Source organism: Massilia sp., from assembly GCF_046293535.1.
In the GTDB taxonomy this organism is placed as follows: Bacteria; Pseudomonadota; Gammaproteobacteria; order Burkholderiales; family Burkholderiaceae_D; genus Telluria.
Genome location: NZ_JBKBOV010000050.1, coordinates 1 through 15082 on the forward strand (window position 1 = coordinate 1; position 15082 = coordinate 15082).

General features: G+C 68.0%; 9 protein-coding genes. 5 read left to right on the forward strand and 4 right to left on the reverse strand.

The window, feature by feature from the left end; all coding sequences use genetic code 11:
- Positions 1–942: 942 nt before the first annotated feature.
- The 3 genes from ACK4S9_RS20280 to ACK4S9_RS20290 form a co-directional block, all read right to left on the reverse strand.
- Positions 943–3069, reverse strand: a complete 2127-nt coding sequence (locus ACK4S9_RS20280) for an EAL domain-containing protein (protein ID WP_409729280.1) — start codon at positions 3067–3069, stop codon at positions 943–945.
- Positions 3070–3218: 149 nt separating this feature from the next.
- Complete coding sequence (locus ACK4S9_RS20285; RefSeq protein ID WP_409729282.1) at positions 3219–4262, reverse strand: UDP-glucose--hexose-1-phosphate uridylyltransferase; 1044 nt, start codon at positions 4260–4262, stop codon at positions 3219–3221.
- Positions 4263–4432: 170 nt separating this feature from the next.
- Positions 4433–5329, reverse strand: a complete 897-nt coding sequence (locus tag ACK4S9_RS20290; RefSeq protein WP_409729284.1) for a LysR family transcriptional regulator — start codon at positions 5327–5329, stop codon at positions 4433–4435.
- Between the two features lie 148 nt (positions 5330–5477).
- Here ACK4S9_RS20290 and ACK4S9_RS20295 point away from each other — a divergent pair, with 148 nt between their 5' ends.
- Complete coding sequence (locus ACK4S9_RS20295) at positions 5478–6527, forward strand: NAD(P)-dependent alcohol dehydrogenase (RefSeq protein WP_409729286.1); 1050 nt, start codon at positions 5478–5480, stop codon at positions 6525–6527.
- 7 nt (positions 6528–6534) lie between these two features.
- Complete coding sequence (locus ACK4S9_RS20300) at positions 6535–7110, forward strand: flavin reductase family protein (protein WP_409729288.1); 576 nt, start codon at positions 6535–6537, stop codon at positions 7108–7110.
- A 15-nt stretch (positions 7111–7125) separates the two neighbouring features.
- Here ACK4S9_RS20300 and ACK4S9_RS20305 read toward each other — a convergent pair whose 3' ends face one another.
- Positions 7126–7623 (reverse strand): nuclear transport factor 2 family protein, encoded by a 498-nt coding sequence (locus ACK4S9_RS20305; protein WP_409729289.1) that lies wholly within the window; start codon positions 7621–7623, stop codon positions 7126–7128.
- A 181-nt stretch (positions 7624–7804) separates the two neighbouring features.
- Between ACK4S9_RS20305 and ACK4S9_RS20310 the strand changes: the two genes are divergently transcribed.
- From ACK4S9_RS20310 to ACK4S9_RS20320, 3 genes are all read left to right on the forward strand, one after another.
- On the forward strand, positions 7805–9676 hold the full coding sequence (locus ACK4S9_RS20310; RefSeq protein WP_409729291.1) for a PAS domain S-box protein: 1872 nt from the start codon (positions 7805–7807) through the stop codon (positions 9674–9676).
- Positions 9677–9765: 89 nt separating this feature from the next.
- Positions 9766–12234: a heavy metal translocating P-type ATPase gene (locus ACK4S9_RS20315; RefSeq protein ID WP_409729293.1), complete on the forward strand. Its 2469-nt coding sequence runs from the start codon at positions 9766–9768 to the stop codon at positions 12232–12234.
- A 183-nt stretch (positions 12235–12417) separates the two neighbouring features.
- On the forward strand, positions 12418–15075 hold the full coding sequence (locus ACK4S9_RS20320; RefSeq protein ID WP_409729295.1) for an ATP-binding protein: 2658 nt from the start codon (positions 12418–12420) through the stop codon (positions 15073–15075).
- Positions 15076–15082 lie beyond the last annotated feature (7 nt).

Here is a 15082-nt window from a genome sequence, read left to right on the forward strand (position 1 = left end):
TTCAACACCGCGACGATTTGCTCGACCGCGAACCGTTTTCTTTTCATGCAAAACCCCTTTCCAAGGATAGTTTCGCCGAAAACTAACGTTGTTACTGGCTACATTTTTTCAGAGCCGATCACAGGGGCTATCTCATGGACATTGCAAGTGCAGCGTATCGCGTAACAATTCGAGTTGTTATTCAAGTAGTAGCTCTGCGTCAAAAGAATTTGCATGCAAAACAGGCTGACGAGGTCTCGTTCAGCTAGTGTAAATATATGTTGCAGCGGGGGGCATTAGATTCGTAGAACGCTGATACCATGCAACTTTGCATTATGGCGCCGATCAGCGGATCGGTTGGGCACTTTGTCCTTTTAGCCTTTCCGGTATGTGGCTGAGTGAAACTTCACCGGTAGAGCGATGTAAGGGTGCCGACCATATAGTCGGCAAGGTAGATAGGAAGGTGGATAGAAACGGATGAGTTAAGAACTTTCGCTCTAAGTTTTACGGACACCGCCTCCGCCAAGTTACAAATAAGAAAGCCACCGCAAGGTGGCTTTCTTATTTGTAACGTCGGCGGAGGCGAGTGGAGCGCCTGCGCGCTCCACGTGTGTCGCCAAGGCGGTAGATTCGAAGGCTTGCGCATACTTGCGCAAGCGCGGCCCGCGGAACGTGGGCGAATCCCTGCCTGCACTGAGGTACAAGCATCGAAGCCACCGCAAGGTGGCTTTTTTATTTGTAACGTCGGCGGAGGCGAGGAGGGGTTGCAGGGCGTGGGGCGCCCTGCAACGCGCGCTCTCCGCGTAGGATTCGAAGCGCGTCCGCCTGCAGGCGACGCGGCGGCCTGCGAGACGCAGGCGAATCGCGCTTTGCGCCCGCCCAGCGCGCACCCCGCGAGCGCAGCTCGCGCCCTTCCACCATTTCAGGGTTTAACTACTTCGGCCGCGCCCACGACACGCAGCCTCACGCATGCCCAACCCCCTCCCCACTATAAATCCGCTCGAACTCCCACATCGGCACCGGCCGCCCCAGCAAATAGCCCTGCAGCGTCCCGCACCCTCCTTCCACCAGGAAGCTGCGCTGCGCCTCATGCTCCACCCCTTCGGCGACGATGTCGAGCTTGAGCTTGCGCGCCAGCGCGATGATGGCCTCGACGATCGGCGCCGCATCCGGATCGAGATGCACGTCGTGCACGAAGGAGCGGTCGATCTTCAGGGCGGAGAGCGGGAAGCGCTTCAGGTAGGCCAGCGAGGAGTAGCCGGTGCCGAAATCGTCCAGCGAAAAGTGCACGCCCTGGTTGCACAGGGTGCGCATCCGTTCGATGACCTCGGCAACATTGCGTGCCAGGACGGTTTCGGTCAGTTCCAGGCACAGCTTGTCGGGCGGTGCGCCGCTCTCTTGCAGGGTGGCGGCCACGCGCCCGGTGAAATCGGCGCTGTGCAACTGGTGCGCGCTGATGTTGACCGCGAGTTCGAGCTTGCCGAGCGTGCGGTCGCTGCGCCAGCGTGCCAGGGCGCGGCAGCTTTTGTCGAGCACATACTGGCCCAGCGGCAGGATCAGGCCCGACGATTCCGCCAATCCGATGAAGTCGTCCGGCGCCAGCAGCGCGCCGTCGGAGCGGCGCCAGCGCACCAGCACTTCGGCCCCGACCAGGCGGCCGCGGCTGGAGAACTGCGGCTGGCAGTAGAGCACGAACTGCTGCGCCGACAAGCCTTCGCGCAGGGCGCGCTCGAGCGCGGCCTGGTGCTCGGCCGAGGACTGCATGCCGGGGTCGAAGAAGCGTGCCGTATTGCGGCCCTCGGACTTGGCGCGGTACATGGCCAGGTCGGCCTGCTTGAGGATGGTGTCGATGTCGGTCGTGGCGCCATCGAACAGCGCGACACCCATGCTGGGCGTGCTCAGGAACAGCCTGCCCTCCAGGTAATAGGGCTGGGCCAGCGCGCCCTGCAGTTTTTCGATGACGTGCTGGGCCTCCGAGACCGCCGCGCGGGACTGCCCGGCGAGGTCCTCCAGCACCAGCACGAATTCGTCCCCGCCCAGGCGCGCCAGCTGGTCGCAGTGGCGCACCGTGTGGCGCAGGCGCTCGGCCACCTGGCGCAGCAGCATGTCGCCGAAGTCGTGGCCCATGGTGTCGTTGAGCAGCTTGAAGTTGTCCAGGTCGAGGAAGATCACGGCCCCGAAGCAGCCCGAGCGCTGGCTGCGCGCCAGCGCCTTGTCCAGCTCCTCGACCAGCAGGCGGCGGTTCGGCAGGCCGGTGAGATGGTCGAAATTGGCCAGCTCGTAGATGCGCTGCTCGGCCTGCTTGCGCTCGGTGAGGTCGGTATTGGTGCCGGAAACGCGCAACGCCCGGCCGCGGTCGTCGCGGGTGACGAAGCCGCGCGACAGCACGGGCACGTAATGCCCGTCGCGATGGCGCAGGCGCCACTCGACGCTGTAGGTGTCGCGGTCGCCTTTGAGCAGGTCGATCCAGTAGGCGGAAATGCGCGCCTTGTCGTCGGGGTGCATCAGGCGCAGCCAGAGGCCGGTATCGCAGACCATCTCGCCCGGCTGGTAGCCCAGCATGGTCCACCAGCGCTCGGAATAATAGATCTCGTCCTTCTCCAGATCGTAATCCCAGGACGCGTCCGTCGAGCCCTGCAGGACCAGGCGCAAGCGCTCCTCCGATTTATGCAGGTCTTGTTCCGCCTGTTTCAAGGCAGTGCAGTCGGTGAAGCACACGACCACCCGGCACAGGCGGCCCTTGTCGTCGAATTCGGGGTAGGCGTTGCAGATCAGCCAGCGCACCGGGTCGGCCGCGCCGTCCCGGATGCCGAGGACCTGCTGCGACAACTGGTGGCCGCTGCGCCGCACCATATTGACCGGGAATTGTTCTACGGGAAGAGGCTTGCCTTCGGCGCAGAGCAATTGCCAGGACTTGCCATCGACCAGGCTGCCGCGCAACTGCGCGAGGCTGCGTCCGATCAGTTCGCAGGCGAGACGGTTGGCGTGCAGGATGCGGCCGTCGACGTCGTGCACGACGACGCCCGCCGGCAGGTGATCGAGCAAGTCGTCGAGCCGGCGTTGGATGTTCGCGGCGGTGCTGGGTGGCATGATGAAGGACCGAAGTGCTTGTCTTTACGGACGATGGTAGCACGATGCCCCGCCAGGGGACGGTGCGCACGGATGGCCGGTCGATCCCCATCATCCGGCCGGCGCGTCTTCGCTGGCCGCGCGGACCGGCGCGGCAGCGTCCTTCGCGCTCAAGCGCCCTGTTTGTCGAGGTAATGGACCTCGGACTGCGCGCGCAGCTGGGCGGCGGCCTGTTCCGGCGTCAGGTCGCGCTGGGTCTCGGCCAGCATCTCGAAACCGACCATGAACTTGCGCACCGAGGCCGAGCGCAGCAGGGGAGGGTAGAAGTGCGCGTGCAGCTGCCAAGCGGTGGCGTCCTCGCTCGAATAGGGCGCGCCGTGCCAGCCCATCGAGTACGGAAAGGAGGTCTGGAACAGGTTGTCGTAACGGGTCGTCAGGCGCTTCAGGGCCAGCGCCAGGTCGGCGCGCTGCTCCCGGTTCAGGTCTTCCAGGCGCTTGACCGGGAAGCGCGGCAGCAGCAGGGTCTCGAACGGCCAGCTGGCCCAGTAGGGGACCACGGCCAGCCAGTGGTCGGTCGCGACGACCACCCGTTCGCCGTCGGCCGCCTCGCGCTCGACGTAGTCGAGCAGGAGCGGCTTGCCCTGCTTCGCGAAATAGGCGCGCTGCTGGACGTCTTCGGTGGCCGGCAGGTCGGGCAGGAAGCTGGTGGCCCAAATCTGGCCGTGCGGGTGCGGGTTGGAGCAGCCCATCACCGCGCCCTTGTTCTCGAAGACCTGCACCCAGCGGTGCTGCGCGCCCAGTTCCGCGCTCTGCGCGCACCAGGTGTCGACCACGCCTTCGATCGCGGCCAGGTCGAGCAGCGGCAGCGACTTGCTGTGGTCCGGGGAAAAGCAGATGACGCGGCTGGTGCCGCGCGCGCTCATGGTCTGGAACAGCGGGTCGTCGCCGGGCGCGGCCTCGGGGGTATCGGCCATCAGGGCGGCGAAGTCGTTGGTGAACACATAGGTGCCCGTATAGTCGGGATTCTTCTCGCCGTTGACGCGGGTATTGCCGGCGCACAGGTAGCAGCTGGGATCGTGCGCGGGCTTGGGCTCGCGGTCGACCGCTTCCTGCTGGCCCTGCCACGGACGCTTGGCGCGGTGCGGCGAGACCAGCACCCAGTCGCCCATGAGCGGGTTGTAGCGGCGGTGAGGATGATCGCTGGGATTGAACATCGGGGACCTCGTTCGATTCGGATAATGGATTCGGATAGTGGAAGGACGCGCGCGGCGCTGTGCCTGCCCGAGGGCGAATAGTAATGGCTTTCCCTTTTCAGGCACGCATGCTTGGCATGTGACCGTGGTCATGCGTGCCGGCACCCGCGCGCAGGCGCGGCCTGGCCTTCTCAGGCGCCGCGGTAGCGGATCGCGTCGATCACCAGGGCCAGCGCGCGCGAGGAATGGCGCCGGCTGGGATAGAAGGCGTGCAGGCCGGGAAAGCTCGGGCACCAGTCTTCCATCACGCTCAGCAATCGCCCGGCCTTCAGGTGGTCGGCGACCAGGTCGTCGGGCAGGAAGGCCAGGCCGTTGCCGCTCAGCGCTGCCCCGAGGTGGTGGCCGACGTCGTTGAAGACGGCCTGGCCGCGCACCCGCGCATCGATCTCCTCGCCGTCGCGGCGCAGTTCCCAGGCATAGATGCCGCCGCTGCTGGACAGGCGCAGGGTGATGCAGTTGTGTTTCATGAGGTCGGCAACCGAGACCGGCTTCGGGCGCCGCGCGAAGTAGGCGGGCGCGCCGACGATGCGCATCGGGACGTCGGCCGTCAGGCGCACCGCGATCATGTCCTTGTCGACCTGGTCGCCGTGACGCACGCCGATGTCGAAGCGTTCGGCGGCGATGTCGACGATGCGGTAGTCGGCGCTGAACTCGACGTGCAGGTCGGGGTATTGCGGCAGCAGCGGGGCGATGCGCGGCCACAGGACTTGTTCGACGACGTGGTCGATGGCGGTGATGCGCACCGTGCCCACCGGCTTGTCGCCGAGGTCGCTGATGTCCGCGATCTCGGCCTCGATCTCTTCCAGCTTGGGGGCGACGTTCTGGATCAGGCGCTCGCCGGCCTCGGTGGGCGAGACGCTGCGCGTGGTGCGCTGGAGCAGGCGCACGCCCAGGCGCTGTTCGAGCGAGCGGATGATGTGGCTGAGCGCCGACTGAGTCATGCCCAGCTTGGCCGCGGCACGGGTGAAGCTGCGTTCGCGCGCGACGGCGAGGAACACGAGGATGTCGTTGATGTTGTCGCGGGCCATGTTTTTTCTTGGGCGATTATGCAAATTCTTGCACGAATTATGGCACTTATTCATGACGTGCATTCATAAGCCCTTGCAATTTTCGACAAGTTTTCTGCCCGCGCCAGCCCGTATCATGCTTGCTTTGCAAGCAATGGAAGGATTCAGCATGACTGTCAACGCATACGGCGCCCATGCGGACGACCAGCCCCTCGGCCCGCTCGCCATTTCCCGCCGCGCACCCGGCGCCCACGATGTCCAGATCGACATCGCCTTCTGCGGCGTGTGCCACTCGGACCTGCACCAGGTGCGCGGCGAATGGGCCGGCACGGTCTACCCCTGCGTGCCGGGGCACGAGATCGTCGGACGGGTGTCGGCGGTCGGCGCCCACGTCCAGGGCTTCGCGGTCGGCGACCTGGTCGGCGTCGGCTGCATGGTCGACAGCTGCCGCGCTTGCCCGGACTGCGAGGCCGGCCTGGAAAACTACTGCGACGCCATGGTCGGCACCTACAACTCGCCCACGCCGGATGCGCCCGGCCACACGCTGGGCGGCTATTCCGAGCGCATCGTGGTGAACGAGCGCTACGTGCTGCGGGTGCGCCACGACGAGGCCCAGCTGGCGGCGGTCGCGCCGCTGCTGTGCGCCGGCATCACCACCTGGTCGCCGCTGCGCCATTGGCAGGCCGGGCCCGGCAAGCGGGTCGGCATCGTCGGCATCGGTGGCCTGGGCCACATGGGCATCAAGCTGGCGCGCGCGCTGGGCGCGCACGTGGTGGCCTTCACCACTTCCGAATCGAAGCGCGGCGACGCCGAGGCGCTGGGCGCGCATGAAGTGGTGGTCTCGCGCGACCCGGCGGCCATGGCCGCGCAGACGAAAAGCCTGGACCTGATCGTGAACACGGTGGCGGCCCCGCACGACCTCGACGCCTACCTGAACCTGCTCAAGCGCGACGGCACCATGGTGCTGGTCGGTGCGCCGTCCTCGCCGCATCCCTCGCCCCAGGTCTTCAACCTGATCATGAAGCGGCGCGCGCTGGCCGGCTCGATGATCGGCGGGATCCCGGAAACCCAGGAGATGCTGGACTTCTGCGCCGAGCACGGCATCGTCGCCGACATCGAGATGATCCGGGCCGACGAGATCAACGCCGCCTACGAGCGCATGCTGGCGGGCCAGGTCAAGTACCGCTTCGTGATCGACAGCGCCACCCTCAAGACGTGACCACCGCATGAACGAACACATCCTGCCCGTCCCCCTCGAGAAGGCCTACCGGCTGCTCACCCATGGCCCGACCGTCCTGGTGTCGAGCAGCCACGACGGCGTGGACAACGTGATGGCCGCGGCCTGGGCCTGCGCCCTCGATTTCGCCCCGCCCCGGCTCACCGTGGTGCTCGACAAGTCGACCCGGACCCGCGCCCTGGTCGAGGGCAGCGGCGGCTTCGTGATCCAGCTGCCGACGGTGGCCCAGTTGCGCCTGACCCACGCGGTGGGGAACCGGTCGCTGGACGCCGAACCGGACAAGCTGGCGCAGGCCGGCGTGCAGCTGATGCGCATGCAAGGCGTGGCGGCGCCGCTGGTGCAAGGTTGCTCGGCCTGGCTGGCCTGCCGGCTGCTGCCGGAACCGCACAACCAGCAGGCCTATGACCTGTTCATCGGCGAGGTCACGGCGGCCTGGGCCGATGCGCGCGTGTTCCGCGACGGCCACTGGCATTTCGAGACGGCCGAGCCAAGCTGGCGCAGCATCCACCACGTCGCCGGCGGCCAGTTCTATGCGATCGGCGAAGCCATGCGGGCCGCCGACTGAGGCGCGCGGCGCCCCTTACTGCAGCGCGCGCGCGTCGTGGTTGGCGGGCTGGGCGCTGGCGGTCTTGATCTCGGTGCCCTGGTGCAGCGACATGCGCCAGCCTTCCGGCTGGCGGGTCCAGACCCGCACGTAGCGGCCGCGCAGCGGCTGGCCGGCGCCCAGATCAATGCGCGCGGCGCGGTAGGTGCCGGTGACGATGGCGACGTCGCCGGCCACCACCTCGACCTCCATGTCCTCCAGCGCATAGTTGCGGATGCGGTACTCGTCGCGCGCCAGCGCCTGCAGGAATTCGGTCTTGGTGCGCAGCCTGCCGTTGGACTCGACGTGGCGATAATTGCCGCCGATCAGGCGGCGCAGTAGTTCGATGTCGCGTTCGTTCAGGGCCAGTGCGCGCTGGCGCTCGGCTTCGCGCACGCCAAGGGTGGGATTGCGCCCGGCAGCGTCGGACGCGCTGGCGGCAAGGGGCAGCAACAGGCTGGCGAGGCAGAGCATGAGGGCGGAAAGAAGGTGCATAAGGGTTTCGAAACACGCTGCTACGGTGGTGGACGGGATTTTCTTAGAATAATGTCACACTTTCACAAGAATGAGACACATTGTTGGTACTTGTGACATGTTAATTTTGTGTCGGAAATGCAGTTTCTGTTACAGTTCGGTCCTGGACGGCAGCCCCGCCGTCACTTGACTACTCGACCTTATGCCTGCCGCTCCACTGCCACCCGACGAACTTGACCGCCTGTCGATGCTCGACGCCCTGCACCTGCTCGATACTCCGCCCGAATCCGTGTTCGACCGCGTTACCCGCCTGGCCAGCCGCGTGCTGGACGTGCCGATGGCGATGTTCTCGCTGGTCGACGCCGACCGCCAGTGGTTCAAGTCGCGGGTCGGCTTCGATGCAGCGGAAACGCCGCGCGAACATGCCTTCTGCGCCCATGCGATCGGCATGAGCACGCCGCTGGTGGTGAACGATGCGCTGGAGGACGGGCGCTTCCACGACAACCCGCTGGTCAATGGCCCGCCCGGGATCCGCTTCTATGCCGGGGTGCCGATCCGCACCACCGCCGGGTTGGCGATCGGCACGCTGTGCGCGCTCGACACCCGGCCGCGCACGCTCAGCGAGGACGAGGCCGGCGTGCTGAACGACCTGGCCGCGATCCTGACCAAGGAAGTGCAGTACCGCGAGCGCATGGCGGTCGCGCGCGAGCATCTGGCACGCTCGAACGAGGTGCTGGGCGCGAGCGAGGCGCGCTTTCGCAGCGTGTTCGACATCGCCGGCGTGGGCATCGCGCTGGTGGCGCCGGACGGCGGCTGGATCAGCGTCAACAAGGCCCTGTGCGACATCGTCGGCTACAGCGAGGAAGAACTCTGGAGCCGCACTTTCCGGCAGATCACGCACCCGGACGACGTCGAGCTCGGCATGGCGGAGATGCGCGCCATCGGGTGCGGCGAGCTCGACGCGTTCCAGCTCGAGAAGCGCTACATCCGCAAGGATGGCAGGCCGGTCTGGATCAACCTGAACGTCGCGCCCAAGCGCAACGCGGCCGGGCAGCTCGAATACACGGTGGCGGTGATCGAGGACATCGATGGGCAAAAGAGCGCGCAGGCGGCGCTCACGGCCATGAACCTCGAGCTCGAGCGCCGGGTCGAGGAACGCACCGCCGAACTGCGCGCGCGCGAGGCGGAAATCCGCAGCGTGGTGGAAAACGCCTACGACGCCTATATCAGCCTGGACGAGGAGGGGCTGGTCACGGCCTGGAACCGCCAGGCCGAGGACACCTTCGGCTGGCCGCGCGAGGAAGTCCTGGGCCGCAGCCTGGACCAGCTGATCATCCCGGAAGAACAGCGCGAGCGCCATCGCCAGGGCATGCGGCGTTTCCTGTCGACCCGGCTCGCCAGCGCCGTCGACCAGCGCCTCGAGCTGCCCGCGCTGCGGCGCGACGGCAGCGCGCTGACCGTCGAGGTGCGCATCCGCGCGCTCGAATCGAACGGGCGCACGATGTTCAGCGCCTTCCTGCACGACATCACCGCGCGCAAGCAGGAGCAGGCCCAGCGCGAATACGAGAACCGGCACGACCTGCTCACGGGCCTGTTCAACCGGCGCGCGCTGCTCGAGGCGATTCCCGTGGCCCAGGCCAGAGCCAGCCGCAGCGGCAGGGCGGTCGGCATGCTGTTCATCGACCTGGATGGCTTCAAGGCGGTCAACGATTCGCTCGGCCACGAAGCGGGCGACGCCTTGCTGCGCGAGATCGCCGCGCGCCTGCGCGCCGGAGTGCGCAAGACCGATAGCGTCTACCGCCTGGCCGGCGACGAGTTCACCGTGCTGCTCGAGGACATGGCCGACACCGTCATGGATGCCCACACCGTGGCCGAAAAGCTGATCTCGAGCATTTCCGAGCCGGTCATGCTGCCGGGGCGGGCGATGCGCGTGCGCGCCAGCATCGGCATCGCGCTCGACACCGGCACGGCCGCGCGCTCGCCGGAAGAGCTGCTGAAGGAAGCCGACCATTTCATGTACCAGGCCAAGAAGTCCGGGCGCGGGCGGGTGTGCTCGGCCCAGCGTCCGGCCTAGCAGGCGGCGTCCTTGAAAAAGCTGCTTGACCTTCCCATCATGGGAAGGATTATCCTTCGGGCATGGTATCGCAGAAAGAAGGGGGCAGCATGGACACAAGGACGGATTCCGAGGGCGCGACCCTCCTGAACATCGAGGGCATGACCTGCGCGTCCTGCGTGGCGCGGGTCGAAAAGGCCTTGCGCAGGGTGGACGGGGTGCGCCAGGTGGCGGTCAACCTGGCCACCGAGAAGGCCAGCGTGCATGGCGCGGCGCCAATCGATGCGCTGCTGGCGGCGGTGCGCGACGCCGGCTACCAAGCCGCCGAGGCGGCGCCCGGCGCCGTCGGCAAGCCCGAGGGCGCGCACGCAGGCGGGCTGCCGGCCTGGTGGCCGGTGGCGCTCAGTGCGCTGCTGAGCTTGCCGCTGGTGGCGCCGATGCTGGTCCAGCCTTTCGGCCTGGACTGGATGCTGCCCGGCTGGCTGCAGCTCGTCCTGGCGACCCCGGTCCAGTTCTGGCTCGGCGCCCGCTTCTACAAGGCCGGCTGGAAGGCCCTGCGCGCCGGCAGCGGCAACATGGACCTGCTGGTCGCGATCGGCACCAGCGCCGCCTACGGCCTGTCGCTCTACCTGATGCTGGCCGACAGCGGCCATGGCGCGCCGCACCTGTACTTCGAAACCTCGGCGGTGGTGATCACCCTGGTCCTGCTCGGCAAGTGGCTGGAGGCCCGTGCCAAGCGCCAGGCGGTGGCGGCCATCGGCGCACTGGAGGCCCTGCAGAGCAGCGAAGCCCTGGTGCGGCGCGACGGCCGCGAGCTGCGCATTCCACTGGCCGAACTGCGCGTGGGCGATCTGATGGTGGTGCGGCCGGGCGAGCGGGTGCCCGCCGACGGCAGCGTGGAAGAAGGGCGCAGCCACCTCGACGAATCCCTGCTCACGGGCGAGTCGCTCCCGGTGGCGAAGGAGCCGGGCGACCAGGTGGCGGGCGGCGCCGTCAATGCCGACGGCCTGCTGCTGGTGCGCGCCACCGCGGTGGGAAGCGCGACCATGCTGTCACAGATCATCCGCATGGTCGAGGATGCGCAAGCGGTCAAGGCGCCGATCCAGCGCCTGGTGGACCGGGTCAGCGCGGTGTTCGTGCCGGCCGTGCTGCTGGTCTCGCTGGCCACGCTGCTCGGCTGGGGCCTGGCCACGGGCGACTGGCAGGCGGCGCTGCTCAACGCGGTGGCGGTGCAGGTGATCGCCTGTCCGTGCGCGCTGGGCCTGGCCACGCCGAGCTCGATCATGGTGGGCACCGGCGTCAGCGCCCGCCACGGCATCCTGATCAAGGACGCCGAGGCGCTGGAAACCGCGCATGCGCTCGACGTGGTGGTGTTCGACAAGACCGGCACCCTGACCGAAGGCCGGCCGCATCTGGTGGCGCTGGAAGGAGAGGATCCGGACCGGGTCCTGCTGCTGGCCGCCGCCGTGCAGCAGGCCAGCAGCCACCCGCTGGCGCACGCGGTGCTGGAAGCGGCGCGGGCGCGCGGCATCGCGCCGCCGCCAGTCAGCGAGGCGCGCGCACTGCCGGGACGCGGGGTGCAGGCGCAGCTTGATGGCGCCACGGTATTGCTCGGCAATGCGCGCCTGATGCGCGAGCAGGGCGCGGACAGCGCCGCCCTGCAGGACCAGGCCGCCCGCCATGAGGCGCAGGGACGCACCGTGTCCTGGCTGGCGCTGGCGCGGCCGCGGGGCATCGAGGTGCTCGGTGTGCTGGCCTTCGGCGACAGCATCAAGCCCGGCGCGGCCGCGGCGGTGGCGCGCTTGAAGGCCAAGGGCATCGAATCGGTGCTGCTCACCGGCGACAGCGAAGGGGCGGCGCGCGCGGTCGCAGGGCAGGCCGGCATCGCGCGCTTCCATGCCGGGGTACTGCCCGGCGACAAGGCCGCCCTGGTGGCGCAGCTGCGAGCGGCCGGCCGCAAGGTGGCGATGGTCGGCGACGGCATCAACGACGCGCCGGCGCTGGCGGCGGCCGACGTCGGCATCGCGATGGCCAGCGGCACGGACGTCGCCATGCAGGCCGCCGGCATCACGCTGATGCGCGGCGATCCGGGCCTGGTGGCCGACGCGGTGGCGATCTCGCAGCGCACCTATGCCAAGATCCGCCAGAACCTCGGCTGGGCCTTCGTCTACAACGTGGTCGGCATCCCGCTGGCGGCCTTCGGCCTGCTCAGTCCGGTGCTGGCCGGCGCCGCGATGGCGCTCAGCTCGGTCAGCGTGGTGAGCAACGCGCTGCTGCTGCGCGGCTGGCGCCCCGCCGAGGCGGCCCCGCGGCAGCCGGACACCCAAGATTTCATTCACGGGGGCCACGACGCCTCCATTCAACAAGGAGCACGAGAAATGTACCAATTGACCGTTGAAGACATGAGCTGCGGCCACTGCGTCGGCCGCGTCACCAAGGCCGTGCAGGGCATCGACGAGACGGCGACAGTCACGATCGACCTGCCGACCAAGCGCGTGCGCATCGACAGCGACGCCGACCTGGAGCGGATCGTCGCGGCGATCGACGCCGTCGGCTACCCGGTGAGCGCACGCGGCTGATATTTCAGCTAAACAAGTGCTCAGATTCGGCAAAATGCGCTATATTTTTATGTAAGTTGAATAAGGGCAGCAAGCACGGACGCAACAGAAATTTTGCTCAGCATTCCACTGGGATGACCCATGCGCAATGGTGTTTTAGCAGAACCGGCAGATCTGGCGAAACACCCTCCATCCGGTGCGCAGGTGCGCAACGTCCTCGTGGTGCTGGCCGTGCTGGCTGTCTCGTTCTCGCTGCTGGCGCCATTCGCGCGCACGCCGCTGCCGGAGGCGCCCGAGTTCATCCCGATGGTGCAGTCGGTGCTGATCGGCAGCAACCTGCTTACCGGCATCCTCCTGCTGGGCCACGTGCATACCAGCCGCTCCTGGTCGCTCGGCATCCTCACCCTGGGCTACCTGTTCACGGCGCTGATCGCGCTGGCCCACATGCTGACCTTTCCCGGCCTGTTCTCGGCGCATGGCGTGTTGGGCGGCAACGACCAGACCACGCCCTGGCTGTTCATGATCTGGCATGCGCTGTTCCCGCTGTTCGTGATCGGCTATGCGCGCAGTTACCGGCGTCCGCTGCCGGGCCATTTCATGCGCGTCGGCGCCTTGCTGACCGCCTTGTTCGTCTGCGTGCTGGTACTGATCTGCACCAGCGGCGCGCCTTACCTGCCGGAACTGATGGACGGGCACAGCTTTCGTCCCGCCTACCGTGTCATCGGCGGCGCGGTGCTGACGCTGGCCTTGCTGGCCTTGTGGAAGGCCGCGCACAAGCGCCCGCGCGCCGTGCTCGACGTCTGGCTGACGGTCGCCATGTCGGCCTGGGCCTTCGAGGTCCTGCTGTCCTGCCTGCTCAACGGCGGGCGCTTCGACCTCGGTTTCTATGCCGGCCGCCTGTACGGCCTGGCGGCCTCGCTGCTGGTGCTGGGCGCGGTCGCGATCGACAACATCGCGCTGCACGGACGCCTGCGCGACACCTTCGAAGAGATGATCGAGACCCGTTCGCGGGCGCAGTGGCAAAGCCTGCTCGGTTCGGTGCTGCGCCAGTTGCCCGACGGCGTCCTGATCGTCGACCGCGAGGGCCGCTGCGTGATGGCCAACGACCTGGCCGAGCAGATGGCGGCGCGCTTCGAGCACGTCGGCAAGGGCGGCATGGCCGGCCCTGCGGCGATGCTTTCCTTGATCGGCGAGCCGGTGCGGCGCGCGATCCGCGGCGAAGCCTTCCGCGATGCCGTGCTCGAGAGCCTGACGCGCGACGGCCGGCGCGTGTACTCGGTCAGCGGCGCGCCCCTGCGCGACGGGGCGGCCGAGCTGGCGGCGGCGGTGATCGTGCTGGACGACATCACCGAACGGACCGAAGCGAACGCCGCGCTGGCGCGCGCGCTCGACCAGACGCGCTACCTCATCGAAAACACCCCGCTGGCGGTGATCGAATGGGACCGCGATTTCGTGATCCGCCTGTGGAACCGGCGCGCCGAGGAATTGTTCGGCTGGAGCGCCGCCGAGGCGGTGGGACGGCGCATCGACGCGCTGCCGGTGATCCATGAAGAGGACGCCGCCCAGGTGGCCGCCGCGATCGGGAGCCTGCTCGATTCGGCCACGCGCTACGTCAAGTCGAGCAACCGCAACCGCACCTGCGACGGCCGCACCCTCTGCTGCGAGTGGTACAACTCCGTGCTGCACGACGAGGAAGGGCGGATCGACCGGGTGTTCTCCCTGGTGCTGGACGTGAGCGAGCGCGAAGAAGCGATGGAGGGCTTGAAGGAGGCCGACCGCCGCAAGGACGTCTACATCGCCACCCTGGCGCACGAGCTGCGCAACCCGCTGGCGCCGATCGCCAACGCCGCCTCGCTCCTGCGCGGCAAGGCACTGCCCCAGGAGCGCATCGAATGGATCGCCGCCATGGTCGGACGCCAGACCGCCCAGATGGCGCGCCTGCTCGACGACTTGCTCGACGTCACCCGCATCAGCCGCGGCAAGATCGAACTGCACCGCGCGCCGGTGGAGCTGGGCCGCCTGCTGCGCGACACCCTGCAGACCAGCATGCCGCTGATCGAGTCCGGGCGCCATGCGGTGGCGCTCGACCTGTGCGAGGAGCCGGTCTGGGTCGATGCCGACGCGCTGCGCCTGACCCAGGTGCTGGCCAACCTGATCAACAATGCGGCCAAGTACACGCCGCCCGGCGGGCGCATCGCGATCCTGCTCAAGGAAGCCGGCGGCGAAGCCAGGGTGGAGGTGAGCGACAACGGCATCGGCATCGCGCCGGACATGCTGGCGCGCGTGTTCGACCCGTTCGTGCAGGTCTCGAGCGCCAGCCACCTGGCCCAGGGCGGCCTGGGGATCGGCCTGTCGCTCGCCAAGGGCCTGGTGGAACTGCACGGCGGCCGGCTCGCGGCCGCCAGCGGCGGACCGGGACAGGGCTCGGCCTTCACGGTGGCGCTGCCGGCGATCCGGCCGCCCGCCACGCTCGAGGTGGCCGAGCAGCAGGGCGCCGGCGGGCCGCGCCTGCGCAAGCACGTGCTGGTGGCCGACGACAACGTCGACGCCGCCGAATCGCTGGCCTGGCTGCTGCGTTCGGAAGGCGCGACGGTGGACGTGGCGCACGACGGCGCCGCGGCCCTGCGCCTGTTCAACGAGCGCCCGGCCGACATCGCGGTGCTGGACCAGGGCATGCCCGAGGTGGACGGGCTGGAGGTGGCGGCGATCCTGTCGCGCCGGGTGCCGCGCCCCTTCCTGGTGGCGGTGACAGGACGCGGACGGCAGGAGGACCGCGCGGCCTCGCTGGCGGCGGGCTTCGACGAGCACCTGACCAAGCCGGTGGCGCCGCAGCAGCTGATCGATCTACTGGCGAAGCGGTAGTGCTGCA

What these genes read in the sequence shown, in the direction of transcription:
- ACK4S9_RS20290 (WP_409729284.1), bottom strand. Translation starts at nt 5,329, where the DNA reads ATGGCCCGCGACAACATCAACGACATCCTCGTGTTCCTCGCCGTCGCG.
- ACK4S9_RS20315 (WP_409729293.1), top strand. Translation starts at nt 9,766, where the DNA reads ATGGACACAAGGACGGATTCCGAGGGCGCGACCCTCCTGAACATCGAG.
- ACK4S9_RS20285 (WP_409729282.1), bottom strand. Translation starts at nt 4,262, where the DNA reads ATGTTCAATCCCAGCGATCATCCTCACCGCCGCTACAACCCGCTCATG.
- ACK4S9_RS20310 (WP_409729291.1), top strand. Translation starts at nt 7,805, where the DNA reads ATGCCTGCCGCTCCACTGCCACCCGACGAACTTGACCGCCTGTCGATG.
- ACK4S9_RS20280 (WP_409729280.1), bottom strand. Translation starts at nt 3,069, where the DNA reads ATGCCACCCAGCACCGCCGCGAACATCCAACGCCGGCTCGACGACTTG.
- ACK4S9_RS20305 (WP_409729289.1), bottom strand. Translation starts at nt 7,623, where the DNA reads ATGCACCTTCTTTCCGCCCTCATGCTCTGCCTCGCCAGCCTGTTGCTG.
- ACK4S9_RS20295 (WP_409729286.1), top strand. Translation starts at nt 5,478, where the DNA reads ATGACTGTCAACGCATACGGCGCCCATGCGGACGACCAGCCCCTCGGC.
- ACK4S9_RS20300 (WP_409729288.1), top strand. Translation starts at nt 6,535, where the DNA reads ATGAACGAACACATCCTGCCCGTCCCCCTCGAGAAGGCCTACCGGCTG.